13 protein-coding genes are annotated in these 13,002 nt (G+C 65.3%); 7 read left to right on the top strand and 6 right to left on the bottom strand.

The annotated features are described in order from the left end of the window. Positions 1–15 precede the first annotated feature (15 nt). From R3D65_RS05915 to mtgA, 4 genes are all read right to left on the bottom strand, one after another. On the bottom strand, positions 16–1,551 hold the full coding sequence (locus R3D65_RS05915) for a gamma-glutamyltransferase family protein (RefSeq protein WP_371274308.1): 1,536 nt from the start codon (positions 1,549–1,551) through the stop codon (positions 16–18). A gap of 59 nt (positions 1,552–1,610) precedes the next feature. After that, positions 1,611–2,012, bottom strand: coding sequence for a hypothetical protein (locus tag R3D65_RS05920; protein ID WP_371274309.1), 402 nt, complete (start codon positions 2,010–2,012; stop codon positions 1,611–1,613). 161 nt (positions 2,013–2,173) lie between these two features. Continuing rightward, a complete protein-coding gene (gene rpmF, locus R3D65_RS05925; protein WP_371274310.1) occupies positions 2,174–2,353 on the bottom strand; it encodes a 50S ribosomal protein L32 in 180 nt (59 codons plus the stop codon). Positions 2,354–2,500: 147 nt separating this feature from the next. Beyond that, the gene (gene mtgA / locus R3D65_RS05930; protein ID WP_371274311.1) at positions 2,501–3,268 is read right to left on the bottom strand and encodes a monofunctional biosynthetic peptidoglycan transglycosylase; all 768 of its coding nucleotides are present in this window, start codon (positions 3,266–3,268) and stop codon (positions 2,501–2,503) included. A gap of 114 nt (positions 3,269–3,382) precedes the next feature. Here mtgA and R3D65_RS05935 point away from each other — a divergent pair, with 114 nt between their 5' ends. Beyond that, positions 3,383–4,294 carry a polyprenyl synthetase family protein gene (locus R3D65_RS05935; RefSeq protein WP_371274312.1) on the top strand — a complete coding sequence of 304 codons (912 nt, stop codon included), beginning with the start codon at positions 3,383–3,385 and terminating at the stop codon, positions 4,292–4,294. Positions 4,295–4,403: 109 nt separating this feature from the next. Then, positions 4,404–6,917 (top strand): response regulator, encoded by a 2,514-nt coding sequence (locus tag R3D65_RS05940; protein ID WP_371274313.1) that lies wholly within the window; start codon positions 4,404–4,406, stop codon positions 6,915–6,917. A gap of 21 nt (positions 6,918–6,938) precedes the next feature. Here R3D65_RS05940 and ispG read toward each other — a convergent pair whose 3' ends face one another. Then, positions 6,939–8,192 carry a flavodoxin-dependent (E)-4-hydroxy-3-methylbut-2-enyl-diphosphate synthase gene (gene ispG / locus R3D65_RS05945; RefSeq protein WP_371274314.1) on the bottom strand — a complete coding sequence of 418 codons (1,254 nt, stop codon included), beginning with the start codon at positions 8,190–8,192 and terminating at the stop codon, positions 6,939–6,941. On the opposite strand from ispG, the gene R3D65_RS05950 reads away from it, so the two are divergent. From R3D65_RS05950 to R3D65_RS05960, 3 genes are all read left to right on the top strand, one after another. Further along, positions 8,191–8,340, top strand: a complete 150-nt coding sequence (locus R3D65_RS05950) for a hypothetical protein (protein ID WP_371274315.1) — start codon at positions 8,191–8,193, stop codon at positions 8,338–8,340. The two genes, ispG and R3D65_RS05950, sit on opposite strands and share 2 nt — an antisense overlap. A gap of 74 nt (positions 8,341–8,414) precedes the next feature. After that, positions 8,415–9,203 (top strand): 3-hydroxybutyrate dehydrogenase, encoded by a 789-nt coding sequence (locus tag R3D65_RS05955; protein ID WP_371274316.1) that lies wholly within the window; start codon positions 8,415–8,417, stop codon positions 9,201–9,203. A gap of 16 nt (positions 9,204–9,219) precedes the next feature. Then, positions 9,220–10,341, top strand: a complete 1,122-nt coding sequence (locus R3D65_RS05960; protein ID WP_371274317.1) for a patatin-like phospholipase family protein — start codon at positions 9,220–9,222, stop codon at positions 10,339–10,341. A 38-nt stretch (positions 10,342–10,379) separates the two neighbouring features. On the opposite strand, the gene R3D65_RS05965 is transcribed toward R3D65_RS05960, so the two are convergent. After that, positions 10,380–10,955 (bottom strand): TetR/AcrR family transcriptional regulator, encoded by a 576-nt coding sequence (locus tag R3D65_RS05965; RefSeq protein ID WP_371274318.1) that lies wholly within the window; start codon positions 10,953–10,955, stop codon positions 10,380–10,382. Positions 10,956–11,040: 85 nt separating this feature from the next. Between R3D65_RS05965 and R3D65_RS05970 the strand changes: the two genes are divergently transcribed. Together R3D65_RS05970 and R3D65_RS05975 are read left to right on the top strand one after the other, a co-directional pair. Further along, complete coding sequence (locus tag R3D65_RS05970; RefSeq protein ID WP_371274319.1) at positions 11,041–11,499, top strand: (2Fe-2S)-binding protein; 459 nt, start codon at positions 11,041–11,043, stop codon at positions 11,497–11,499. A gap of 2 nt (positions 11,500–11,501) precedes the next feature. Then, positions 11,502–13,002, top strand: a 1,501-nt coding sequence (locus R3D65_RS05975) for a molybdopterin cofactor-binding domain-containing protein (protein ID WP_371274320.1), incomplete at its 3' end; no start/stop codon positions are given.

Consider the following 13,002-nt stretch of genomic DNA (forward strand, 5'->3'; position numbering starts at 1 on the left):
GCGCAAAAAGCGGTGTCACCAGCCGGCCGCCATGCCGTCCTTGCGCGCATCCGATCCGGCCTCCAGGAAGCCGGTTTCGTGGTTGATGCGGATGATCTGGCTGCCGCCCCAGGCTTTTGGCGCCGGTTTCAACCCGTGCCCCCGCGCCGCCAGCCCGGCGATCGCGTCCTCCGCCATGTGCCGTTCATGCAGCAGCGTGCCGCTTTCGTCCCAGAACAGGCGGGCATGATCGATGGCCGCCTGAACATCCATTCCGTGATCCGTCAGGTTGGAAAACACATGCGCATGGCCCATCGGCTGATAGGCCCCGCCCATGACGCCGAAACTGTGCGAAACCCTGCCGTCCTTCATCGCCATGGCGGGGATGATGGTATGCATCGGGCGCTTGCCGCCCTTCATTTCGTTGGGATGGCCTTCCTCGAGGCTGAAACAGGCGCCCCGATTCTGCAACACGATGCCCGATTCCGGCGTTGCCACCAGCGCACCGAAGCCCGAATAGATGGAATTGATGAAGGAGACGGCCCGCCGGTCCCGGTCCACGACGGTCAGGTAGATCGTGTCGGCATCCGGCAGGTCCGGCAGCACGATGTCATCGGCGCGGCGCTCCGGATCGATCCGCGCGGCAAGCGATTCCGTGTGGGCGGGCGACAGGATCTGTTCCGCGCTGGCGCCCATGCTGGCAGGATCGGCGAGGAGATGGTCACGCACCGAATAGGCCAGCCGCGCCGCCTCGATTTCAAGGTGATACCGCGCCGCACCATCGGGCGGCAGCTTGCCGGCGCCAAGCGCGCCCAGGATATTGAGGATCACCAGCGCGACGATGCCCTGCCCGTTCGGCGGGATTTCGAGCACGTCATGGCCGCCGTAGCGGGTGGAAACTGGCGCGACCCAGTCGGCCCGCACCGCCGCAAGGTCTTCCTCATCCATGAAGCCCCCCGCCTTGCGTACGGTCGCGGCGATTTCGGCTGCAACGGGTCCCTCGTAGAAGGCACGCGATCCCCCGGTGGCAATGGCGCGCAGGGTTTTCGCCAGCGCCGGGAAAGCAAAGCGTTCGCCGGTCACCGGCGCCCGCCCTCCGGCCAGGCAATGGCGGGCAGTGCCCTCGTCGCCCGCCAGGCCATCCGCCAGCAAGGCCCAGTCCCAGGCCACCCGTTCGTGAATGGGAAAACCCGCCTCGGCATAATGGATTGCCGGCTGCAGCAGGGCGTCCATGCCCCGTGTGCCAAACCGCTCCGCAAGCCGCGCCCAGGCATCCACCGCGCCCGGCACGGTGATCGAAAGACCGCCGGTCGCCGGCACGCGGGCATGCCCCATGGCCCGCAGCTTTGCCGCATCGGCTGAGGCGGCCACGCGGCCGGAGCCGTTCAGGCCGTGAACGCTGCCGTCCGGTTCCGCCACGATGGCGAAACAGTCGCCGCCAATGCCGGTCATCTGCGGCTCCACCACGGCCAGAACCGCCGATGCGGCAATGGCGGCGTCCACGGCATTGCCGCCGCTTTTGAGAACGTCGAGCGCCACGACGGTGGCCAGCGGATGGGATGTTGCGGCCATGCCGTTTTCAGCGATGACGCGGGAGCGCCCCGGAAGATCGAAACAACGCATCGGGAAACCTACTGGAACGTGACGTCACGGCCGGCCGCGCGCAGCGAAACGGTAAAGCCCGCCAGGACATCGACAAGTGCAATGACCATGAGAATGAAGAAGAGCGATGTCGCCGCGCCCTGGACCAGCAGGAATTCCACCAGATAGGCCACGAAGACGAAGGTGGAGAGAAGATGGTCGACCACCGAGGCGTTGTGCGTGCGCGTGGCCTTGAGGATCTCGAGGAACAGCAGCACCAGCGCCACGACGAGGATCAGGTCCGCGACCGTCAGCGTGAAGACCCCGCCGGACATCATTTGCATGGAAAACACGGCCCCCGCGAACGGAGCGTCCGCCGCACCGAAAACGCCGGCAAGGCCGAGATTGTAGACAAGGAACGGTATGATGAGCAGGGGAATGAGACCGAGCACGGCAGGAGCCCTCCGGGGATTCGCGGTGCGCGGATGGTGGTGCCCGCGCCCCGTTCCGTCAAGCGGCATTGGCACAAACGGAAACCGGCCGCCCGCCAGGGCAGCCGGTCTCGAAACGGATATGCCACGCCCCCCCCGAGGGTAGGGGAAGGGCGCCGGCCTTATTCCTTGGCTTCCAGGATCTGGCGGCCGCGATACATGCCGGTCTTCAGATCGACATGATGCGGGCGGCGCAGTTCGCCGGAATTCTTGTCCTCGACATAGGTCGGGTTCTTCAGCGCGTCGGCGGAGCGGCGCATGCCGCGCTTCGACGGCGTCACTTTTCTTTTCGGTACAGCCATGTTTCTACTCCGGTAAAAGCCAGACAAGCCAGCCGCATCACGCCCCCTCGGAGCGGCGGTCCGGCCTTTTAGTCCTGAAATCCGGGCTGCCTATACACGTCCGCGAAGGGTTTGACCAGCATCCCGGCCAAAAAAAACACGTGGCCGTCATTCCGTTCGCACGCAGTCCACATAGCCGCCCGCCTTGGCCGCGCGCTGTTCGATCACCCGCGCCACGCGTGCCATGCCGCGCGACGGCCTTGAGGGAATGCGCGTGTAGGGATTGGGCAGCGATGCTGTCAACAACGCAGCCTGGCGCCCGGTCAGCTTGGCCGCGCTGCGTCCGAACTGCGCCTGCGCCGCCGCTTCCACGCCATAGAGGCCATCGCCCAGCTCCGCGATATTGAGGTAGATTTCCATGATCCGCCGTTTCGGCAGGATGGCATCCACCATCAGCGCATAGGGAATTTCCAGCGCCTTGCGAACATAGGACCGCCCCGGCCAGAGATAGAGGTTCTTGACCACCTGCATGGTGATGGTGGAGGCGCCGCGCACCGCCTCGCCCTCCAGCGCATCGTCGATGACCTTGTTCAGTTCGGCGAAATCCACGCCATGATGGGAGCAGAACTGCCCGTCCTCCGACATGATCACCGAATGGACCAGTACCGGCGCGACCGTTTCCAGGCTGGCCCATTGCCGCTCATAGCCCTTCAGCGTCACCAGGTCGCGGAGCATCAGGGTGGAAACGGGGTGTACGAACGGCAGGGCATTGAGAAGCGTGAGCAGGACAGGAAGCAGGGCCAGCGCCGCCAGGGCGAACAGGCCCCTGGCACCCCAGCGCCGCCACTGACGCCTGCGGCCGGAGGCGCCCGGCACCTGCTTTGCGGCCGGGCCCGTCTTTTTCTTCGGTTCGGTTTTCCTTGGCCTGGCTGCCACGGCGACTTTCCTGCAACGCTTTGCCCGACATACCCCGCCCTTGGACCGGTCGCAATGGAACCATCGGAAATGAGCCGCTTGACCCGGACGGTGTTTCGTCGCATGCGCTTGCCCATGACAGAGCCATCCGATTTCCAGTCAGCGCTTGCCCGGCATGCCGATACGCTCGGTGTGCTTCTGGCAAACCTGCTCGACACACGCCCGCTCGATGGCGAAATCGCAAGGCCGGACCATCTGATGGCCGCCATGCGCCACGGTGCGCTGAATGGCGGCAAGCGGCTGCGCCCCTTTCTGCTCGTCGAGACCGCGCGCCTTTTCGACAAGACCGGCGAAGCGGTCATGCGCGTGGCCGCCGCGCTGGAATGCGTTCATTGCTATTCGCTCATCCATGACGACCTGCCTGCCATGGATGACGACGACATGCGCCGAGGACGGCCCACCGTCCACAAGGCCTTCGACGAGGCGACCGCGATCCTGGCCGGCGACAGCCTGCTGACCTTCGCCTTCGACATCGTGGCGGACCCCGCGACCGATCTTGCCGACCGGCTGAAGACATCCCTCATCCTCCGGCTGGCGCGCGCCGCCGGCCCCGGCGGCATGGCCGGCGGCCAGGCGCTCGATCTCGACGCGGCGCAAAACCGCCCCGATGAGGAGGGCATCATCCGCCTTCAGGCCATGAAGACCGGCGCGCTCATCCGTTTTGCCTGCGAGGCTGGCGCCATTGCCGCCAATGCACCCATGGCCGACCGCGACCGCCTCGCCGCCTTCGGCTCGGCCATCGGCCTTGCCTTCCAGCTCGCCGATGACCTGCTCGACCTGACAGCCGATGCAGGCACGCTGGGCAAGGCCACCGGCAAGGATGCCGGCGCCGGCAAGGCCACGCTGGCAGGTCTGCATGGCGCCGAATGGACCCGCCGCCAGCTCAATGCGCTGGTGGAAGAGGCCTGCGGCCTGCTGGAGCCCTATGGCGCCAGGGCATCGCTGCTTCTCGATGCCGCCCGCTTCGTTGCCATCCGGGATCGGTGAGGCGAAGCCGCAAGGGCCTTAAGGGCCAATTCGGCCAGGCATGTTAAGCTGGCCTTAAGGTTAATTGCCGACTGTGGAAATGAAGATCCACAGCGCCAAGGCTTGCCTGATGTCCAAAATCCTGACCCGTGCCTATCTGCGCACCAGGATCATTCTGGCTATGGCGCTCATGCTTGCATGCGTCGTCGCAGGCACGAGCTATGTCTACCTCAACACCGAGGCGACGAAACGCTCCGCGCAATTCAATGCCGTCATCTCCGAGGCGGCGAACGCAACCGAACTCCTGCTCTACCAGATCAGCCAGATCGACGCGGTCCGCAAGGATCCCGCCTATCACTTCAAGGCATCCGGGGAGCGCGCCCGTGCGCTCGGCGCCATTCAGGCCGATCTCGATGCCACTCTTGGCCGGTTGCAGCATGCCTTCCGCACCATCGCGCTGACCGAGGAAGGCGATATCACCGTCCTGGAAAGCCGCCGGCTGACGATGGAGGAAACCGGCGCCATGGCCGGGAATGCCGAAGCCTTCGGTGCTTTGACCGGGCTGCACATGCCGCCCGCCCTGCGCGCCATCTGGTATGGCGAAGACGCCGGGTTCCGCCTGCGCGATTCGCTCAAGGAAATCATATCCCAGGCCAACCGGATCGGCCTCTACCGCGATCTTTCCTCACGGGCGGCGATTCGCACGTTCGATCAGGTCCGCACGCTGGCGGCCGATCAGTTGCGGCCCGGCCTGGCCCGGTTGAACCAGAAGCTCGGGGAAGAGGTCATCGCCGCCCAGGACGGGTTGCGCTATGCCATGCTGGTGACCGCGGCCTTCATGTGCATCGCCAGCCTGACCATCGGCCTTGCCATCCTGCTGCCTCTGGAGGCCGCCGTTCTCGATGCCCAGGACAAGCTGGCCGCCTCGCGCAACGAAGCCGAGCGGGCGCGCGAGGCCGCCCAGGCCGCCGACCGGGCAAAATCGGAATTCCTGGCCAACATGAGCCATGAAATCCGTACGCCCATGAACGGCGTTCTGGGCATGGCCGAACTTCTTGCCAGGACAAGTCTCGACGCGCGCCAGAAGACCTTTACCGACATCATCGTCAAATCCGGCAATGCGCTGCTGACCATCATCAACGACATCCTCGACTTCTCCAAGATCGATGCCGGTCAGCTTGAACTCGATCCCGCGCCCTTCCGCCTCGGCGAGGCCGTGGAGGATGTCGCCACGCTCGTCTCCGCGCGGGTCGCGGAAAAGGATCTCGAACTGATCGTGCGCATCGACCCTGCGCTGCCATCCGTCGTCTCCGGGGATGTCGGCCGCTTCCGGCAGATCGTGACCAACCTGCTTGGCAATGCGGTCAAGTTCACCGAGACAGGCCATGTCCTGGTGGATGTTTCCGGTGACATCCGCAATGGCATCGCCCATCTGCGGGTGGCCGTGCAGGATACCGGTGTCGGCATTCCGCAGGAGAAACTGCAGGCCGTCTTCGACAAGTTCGCGCAGGTTGACGGCTCGTCCACCCGCCGCCACGAAGGCACCGGCCTCGGCCTTGCCATCGCCTCGCGGCTGATCGAACTGATGGGCGGCCAGATCGGCGTGGAATCCGAGTTCGGAAAGGGATCGACCTTCTGGTTCACCGTTCCCCTGCCCGTGGCGGAGTCGGATCGCGCGCCCCGCCGTCTGCCGGTCGATGTCACCGGCGCCCGCGTCCTGGTCATCGACGACAACCCGGTCAACCGCTCCATCCTGTCGGAGCAACTGAATGCCTGGGGCTTCGAATGCGCGGCCGCGGAAAACGGCCCCGTCGGCCTGGCCTTCATGGATCGCGCGGCCGAGGTCGGCATGGAAATCGACTGCATCATCCTCGACTACCAGATGCCCGGCATGAACGGCGAGGAGGTGTTGCGCGCCTTCCGTCAGCGTCCAGGCTTCTCCGTCCCCGTGGTCATGCTCACATCCGTCGACCATGCCGATGTCGGGCGCATGATTCTCAGGCACGGCATCGCTTCGCACCTGACCAAGCCGGCCCGTTCCTCACTGCTTCTGGAAACCCTTGTCGAGGTGATGCAGGCCGCGCGCGCGCCAAAGGAAGCAGCGCCATCTTCCATGGCTGCCCTTGCCGAGGCGATGAGCGCACGCAACCGCAGCGAAGCTCCGGAGCAGGAACCGGCGCCGCCGCCTGCCGGCAGCCGGGATGTGGCCGCACCGGCCCCGCGCGAGCGCCGCTTCACCAATCGCGCCGGTGCGCCGCTCGACGTCCTCGTCGCGGAGGACAACGAGGTCAACCAGATCGTGTTCACGCAGATCCTGTCCAGCCTCGATGTCACGTTCCGGATCGTGGGCAATGGCCGACTGGCAGTGGAGGCACACCGCACCCACAAGCCCGAACTGGTCATCATGGATGTATCGATGCCGGAAATGAACGGCCTGGAGGCAACCGCCCTCATCCGGCAGGCGGACGAAACGGCCGGACGCCACACACCCATCATCGGCGTGACCGCGCATGCGCTGAAGGGCGACCGCGAGAAATGCCTGGAAGCGGGGATGGACGACTATCTGTCCAAACCCGTTTCGCCGGACAAGCTGGCCGAGAAGATCGGCAAGTGGCTGAAGAAGGCGGACATCCAGGCGGCCTGAACCGGATGCGCCGCGCCGCGCCTATTCCGCGGCCGCATGACGCCCGCCGCCGAAACGCCGCTCGATATAATCGGCCACCATCACCTGGAATTCCCCGGCAATGTTGGCGCCGCGCAGCGTGGCCGCCTTCCTGCCCTCGATGAACACGGGCGCCGCCGGCGTCTCGCCCGTGCCCGGCAAGGATATGCCGATATCGGCATGCTTGCTCTCGCCCGGCCCGTTGACGATACAGCCCATCACCGCCACCGACAGGGCCTCCACGCCCGGATATTTCTCCCGCCACACCGGCATGTTGGCGCGCAGGTCCTCCTGGATCGCCTGCGCCAGCTCCTGGAACACGGTGGATGTGGTGCGACCGCAGCCCGGACAGGCCGCGACGATGGGCACAAACTGCCTGAAGCCCATCGTCTGGAGCAGTTCCTGCGCCACCTGGACCTCGCGCGTCCGGTCGCCGCCCGGCTCCGGCGTCAGCGAGATTCGGATTGTGTCGCCAATGCCCTGCTGCAACAGGATGCCCATGGCGGCGGAAGAAGCGACGATGCCTTTCGTGCCCATGCCCGCCTCGGTCAGGCCCAGATGAAGGGCATGGTCCGAACGCGCCGCCAGCATGGTATAGACGGCGATGAGGTCCTGCACCTGCGAGACCTTGGCCGACAGGATGATCCGGTCGCGGCCAAGCCCGATTTCCTCGGCCAGTTGCGCCGACAGCAGCGCCGATTGCACGATGGCCTCGCGCATCACCTCGTTGGCGGTCAGCGGCGCGCCCTTGGCATGGTTCTCGTCCATCAGGCGGGTCAGCAGTTCCTGGTCCAGCGAGCCCCAGTTGACGCCGATGCGCACCGGCTTGTCATGCCGGATCGCGGTTTCGATGATGGCGGCGAACTGCCGGTCCTTCTTGTCCTTGAAGCCGACATTGCCCGGATTGATGCGGTACTTGGCCAGCGCCTCGGCGCAGGCCGGATGGTCTGCCAGCAGCTTATGGCCGATATAGTGGAAATCGCCGACCAGCGGCACGTCGACACCCAGCCGGTCCAGCCGCTCGCGGATGCGCGGAACCTGGGCCGCCGCTTCGTCGCGATCCACCGTGATGCGCACGACCTCGGACCCGGCGCGCGCCAGGGCCGCTACCTGCGCCACCGTGGCATCTGCGTCGGCTGTATCCGTATTGGTCATGGATTGCAAGACCACCGGCGCTTCTCCGCCGACCATGACATCGCCGACGCGCACGCCGACCGTCTTCTTGCGCGGGAAGGGATGGGAGAAATACTGCGTCATGGTGATCCTGCCATTGGATTTGGCTGTGCTGTCCGATGTGGCGGCGACGGGCCTGATTGTCAACGGTCGCGGGCAGGCGTGGAAGGTCATGGACGGACAAGCCGGCAAGCCCTTCTCATCCTCGCAGGAAAAGATGACGCAAATTTAATGCCGCTTTCGGTTGATCTTTTGTCGCGTTGCAACAATGTTCTTTTGCATCGCAACAAAGCTTTGGAGTTCGCCATGTCCACGCCACGCACTGCCGTCATCACCGGCTCGACCTCGGGCATCGGACTGGGCATCGCCCACGCCCTGGCAGCCAGCGGCTGCAATATCGTCATCAACTCCTTTTCCGACAGCGACGACGATCACGCCATTGCGGCCGGCATGGCGCAGACCCACGGCATCGAGGCCGTCTACATCCAGGCGGACATGTCCAAACCCGACCAGTGCCGCGGCCTGATCGCCAAGGCGGCCGAACGCTTCGGCACCGTCGACATTCTTGTCAACAATGCCGGCATCCAGCATGTGGCGAAGGTCGAGGATTTTCCGCCGGAAAAGTGGGACGCCATCCTGGCAATCAACCTGTCGTCCTCGTTTCACACCATCGCAGCCGCCGCGCCGATGATGAAACGGGCCGGCTGGGGCCGCATCGTCAACATTGCCTCGGCCCATGGCCTGACCGCCTCCCCCTACAAGTCGGCCTATGTCTCCGCCAAGCATGGCCTCGTTGGCCTGACGAAGACCGTGGCGCTTGAAATGGCGGAAGCACGCGTCGCCGTCACATGCAATGCCATCTGCCCGGGCTATGTGAAGACGCCCCTGGTCGAGGGCCAGATCGCCGACCAGATGAAGGCCCATGGCATGGGCCGCGACGAAGTGATCGAGAAGGTGATTCTCGAACGCCAGCCGACGAAGGAATTTGCGACGGTCGAGGAAATCGGCGGAACCGCTGTCTTCCTTTGCTCCGAAGCCGCCGCCCAGATCACCGGGACCACGATCTCCATCGACGGCGGCTGGACCGCGCTGTAGCGGCGAGGAGCGCAACATGAGACGCGCGAACGATACCTCGCCGCCGGCCAGGCCGGTCAACCTTGCGCTCCAGGGCGGCGGCTCCCATGGCGCCTTCACCTGGGGCGTGCTCGACCGGCTTCTGGAAGACACGCGCATCCGCTTCGATGCAGTGTCAGGCACCTCCGCCGGTGCGATGAACGCGGTTGCGCTGGCCGACGGATGGGTGCGCGGCGGACGCGAAGGCGCGCGTGAGCGCCTCCATGCCTTCTGGCAGGCCGTTGGCATGAAAGGGCGTTTCTCGCCCTTTCAGCGCACGCCATGGGATGTGTTTCTGGGCAACTGGACGGTGACCAGCAACCCGGCCTATGCCTTTTTCGACTTCCTGTCGCGCATGGTCTCGCCGGCCATGGCCAACCCGCTGGGCATCAATCCGTTGCGCGAGGCCGTGGAGGCGCAGATCGATTTCGCCAATGTCCGCGCCTGTGAGACGATGCGCCTCTTCATCTCGGCGACAAGCGTCCAGACCGGCCAGTTGCGGGTCTTTTCCGATGGCGAGATCGACGTGGATACGGTCATGGCCTCCGCCTGCCTTCCGACCATCTTCCAGCCCGTCCGGATCGGCGGGGAAGACTACTGGGACGGCGGCTATGGCGGCAACCCGGCGCTTTTCCCGTTTTTCTATGCCAACACCACGGAAGACGTGCTGCTGGTCCAGATCAATCCGATACGCCGGGCGGAAACGCCGGTCACGGCGCGTGAAATCCAGAACCGGATCGACGAGATCACCTTCAACGCGGCCCTGCTGCGCGAGTTCCGGGCCATCGCCTTCGTCAAGAAACTGATCGAGAACGGCAATATCAGCCATCAGCACTACCGTGATATTCGCATGCATCGAATCGATGCAGACGAGGCGTTGGCCGGCCTGTCCGCCGATTCGAAGATCTCCGCCGAATGGGAATTCCTGAAATACATGCGTGACCTTGGCCGCGCGGCGGCCGACGACTGGCTGGAGGACGGTGTTCACAATGTCGGCATACGCGCCGGGCTCGACCTTTCGGACGAACTCGATCCGGCCATGGCACCCGTTCCCAGGCGTCCCGTCGGCCGCCGGGTCCGTGATTTCCTCGCCATGCGCACCCGGCCGCACAGGATGTGAGCCGGCACGCAAGGCGCCCTGCAAGAAGGCCGGCCGGCTCAGCCCGCGCCAGCGCCGATCGCCGCCATCTGCATGGCAAGGAAACGCTCCAGCGCCTGTTCGCGGTCCTCTTTCGCCCTGACCCGCAGCTTCATCCCCTCCAGCCAGTCGGAAAGCTGGGTCGCCAGCAAGGGACCATCGAGCGGCGCGCGCGCCCCCGCCGCCTCGTAGACCGGCGCCAGAAGCGCGACCTTGCGCGCCTTCCAGTCATCCAGCCAGCCGGCGGACAGCCCGCTCTTCATGTCGATGAGTTCGGCGCCGTGCGGTGTCGCCTCCATTTGCGCCATCATGTCGAGAATGCCTTCGCGGATGGCTGCCGCGATCCGTTCCCTGGCCGGCGCCGGGCGCACGAGCGCCTTGCGCATGACCTCCAGCGACTCCTCCAGCATGGCTGTTGCGCCGGCGTCGTAGATCGCCTGCTTGTTGCGAAAGAACTGGTAAAGCGCCGGCCGCGACATGCCGGCGGCCTGGGCGATGTCGTCCATCGTCACGCGCGAGAAACCGTAGGCCATGAACTGGCCGATGGCTGCGTGAAGGATGGCGGACTGCTTGTCGGTCTGGATATGCGTCGTCATCCCGGCACCATAAGACGGCGCGCACGCATTGACAATCTGACATTTTGACGAATAATGTCAGAACGTGAAACCAAAGGGGTCCGCCATGCAATTGACGGTCAATGGGAAGACGTTCGAGGTCGATGTCGAGCCTGACATGCCTCTGCTCTGGGTCTTGCGCGATGAACTCGGCCTGACAGGCACCAAATATGGCTGCGGCATTGCCCGGTGCGGCGCCTGCACGGTGCATGTCGATGGCATGCCGGTGCGTTCCTGCCAGCTTGCCGCTGCCGATGTGGACGGCGAGATCACCACCATCGAAGGCCTTGGCGCGCCCGATGCGCTGCATGCCGTCCAGGCGGCCTGGATCGAGCATCAGGTGGCCCAGTGCGGCTATTGCCAGTCCGGGCAGATCATGGCGGCCGCCGCCTTCCTCGAAACCAATCCGGACCCGTCCGACTCCGATATCGACGCGGCCATGTCCGCCAATCTTTGCCGCTGCGGAACCTATCCGCGCATCCGCGAGGCGGTGAAGGCCGCCGCCGGCAAGCTTCAGGGAGTGTGAGCATGGGACGCGTTGCAACGATCACCCGCCGAACGCTTCTCGTGGGCGCGGCAGCCGTGGCCGGCGGTGTGGCCTTTGGGGTCTGGCGCTATCGCACCCCTTATGCCAACCCGCTCCTGGACGAACTGGACAGCGGCGAGGCCGCCATCACGCCCTATGTGAAGATCGATGCCGATGGCGTGACCCTGATCACCCCGCGCGCTGACAAGGGCCAGGGCGTCTACCACATTCAGGCCGCCCTGCTGGCCGAGGAACTGGATGTGGATCTCGATCAGGTGCGCGTTGATCCAGGCCCCCCGTCAAGGGCCTACTGGAACACGGCCCTTGCCACCGAAGCCGCCGATTTCATGGTCCCTTCGGCGGGCATGATGCAGAATGCCGCCACGGTGGGCCTTTCCGCAGTGATGAAGTTCATCGGCATGCAGATCACCGGCGGTTCGACCACGGTCCCCGACCAGTTCGAGAAGTTGCGCATTGCCGGCGCCGTGGCGCGCGAAACGCTCAAGGCTGCCGCCGCGAAGCAGGCCGGCGTTTCCGTCTCGCGCTTGACGACGCAAAGCGGCACCGTGATCCTGCCGGACGGTTCGCGCATGACCTATTCCGAACTGGCCCCTGTCGCCGCCACCATCGATCCGGTCGAGGAGGTCACGCTGCGCGACCCCTCGCAATGGCGCCTGCTCGGCAAGCCCATGCAACGCATCGACATGGTGGCCAAATGCACCGGCACGCAGGTCTATGGCATAGACGAGGCCATCGAGGGCATGGTCCACGCCACCGTTCTGCTCAATCCGGCCCAGGGCGGCGCGATCAACGGCTTTGACGCCCGCGAGGCCGGGAAGATGCGCGGCGTGAAGGCCGTGGTGCCTGTCACCGGCGGCGTCGGAATCGTCGCCGACAACACATGGCGTGCGTTCCAGGCCGCAAAGGCGGTGAAAGCCGACTGGGGCAAGGCCGCCTTTCCCGCCACCATGGACGAGCACTGGCAGACACTGGCCGATTCCTTCATCGCCGACCGCCAGGACAGCCGCAACCGGGACGATGGCGACGTGGAGATCGCCATTGCCGAAAGCGCGCCGGTCGAGGCGGAGTACCGTGCGCCCTATCTGGCCCATGCACCGCTGGAGCCGATCAGCGCCATCGTCCGTGTGGCCGATGACGCTGTGGACGTATGGACGGGCACGCAGATCCCGCGCTTCACCCAGGCCAACGTGGCGCGGATCACCGGCATCGATGCCGAGAAGGTGCGCGTTCATGTCTACATGATGGGCGGCAGCTTCGGCCACCGTCTTGAGGACGAAGTCGTCAAGCAGGCCGCGGAAATCGCCGTCCAGATGAAGGGCACACCGGTCAAGCTTACCTATTCGCGCGAAGAGGACATGACGCATGACTTCGTTCGCCAGATCGCCATGGCCCGGCTGCGCGGCACGGTGCGCGACGGCAGGGTCGAAACCCTTGACCTGGGCATCGCCATGCCCGCCGTCATGGCCAGCCAACTGTCCCGCC

The organism is Zhengella sp. (assembly GCF_041397485.1).
Lineage (GTDB): Bacteria > Pseudomonadota > Alphaproteobacteria > Rhizobiales > Rhizobiaceae > Zhengella.

Bases quoted from the DNA above. Each gene is read 5' to 3' on its own strand.
- R3D65_RS05915 (WP_371274308.1), bottom strand. From the start codon at position 1,551: ATGGCCGCAACATCCCATCCGCTGGCCACCGTCGTGGCGCTCGACGTT.
- rpmF (WP_371274310.1), bottom strand. From the start codon at position 2,353: ATGGCTGTACCGAAAAGAAAAGTGACGCCGTCGAAGCGCGGCATGCGC.
- R3D65_RS05935 (WP_371274312.1), top strand. From the start codon at position 3,383: ATGACAGAGCCATCCGATTTCCAGTCAGCGCTTGCCCGGCATGCCGAT.
- R3D65_RS05940 (WP_371274313.1), top strand. From the start codon at position 4,404: ATGTCCAAAATCCTGACCCGTGCCTATCTGCGCACCAGGATCATTCTG.
- R3D65_RS05950 (WP_371274315.1), top strand. From the start codon at position 8,191: ATGGTGATCCTGCCATTGGATTTGGCTGTGCTGTCCGATGTGGCGGCG.
- ispG (WP_371274314.1), bottom strand. From the start codon at position 8,192: ATGACGCAGTATTTCTCCCATCCCTTCCCGCGCAAGAAGACGGTCGGC.
- R3D65_RS05955 (WP_371274316.1), top strand. From the start codon at position 8,415: ATGTCCACGCCACGCACTGCCGTCATCACCGGCTCGACCTCGGGCATC.
- R3D65_RS05960 (WP_371274317.1), top strand. From the start codon at position 9,220: ATGAGACGCGCGAACGATACCTCGCCGCCGGCCAGGCCGGTCAACCTT.
- R3D65_RS05965 (WP_371274318.1), bottom strand. From the start codon at position 10,955: ATGACGACGCATATCCAGACCGACAAGCAGTCCGCCATCCTTCACGCA.
- R3D65_RS05970 (WP_371274319.1), top strand. From the start codon at position 11,041: ATGCAATTGACGGTCAATGGGAAGACGTTCGAGGTCGATGTCGAGCCT.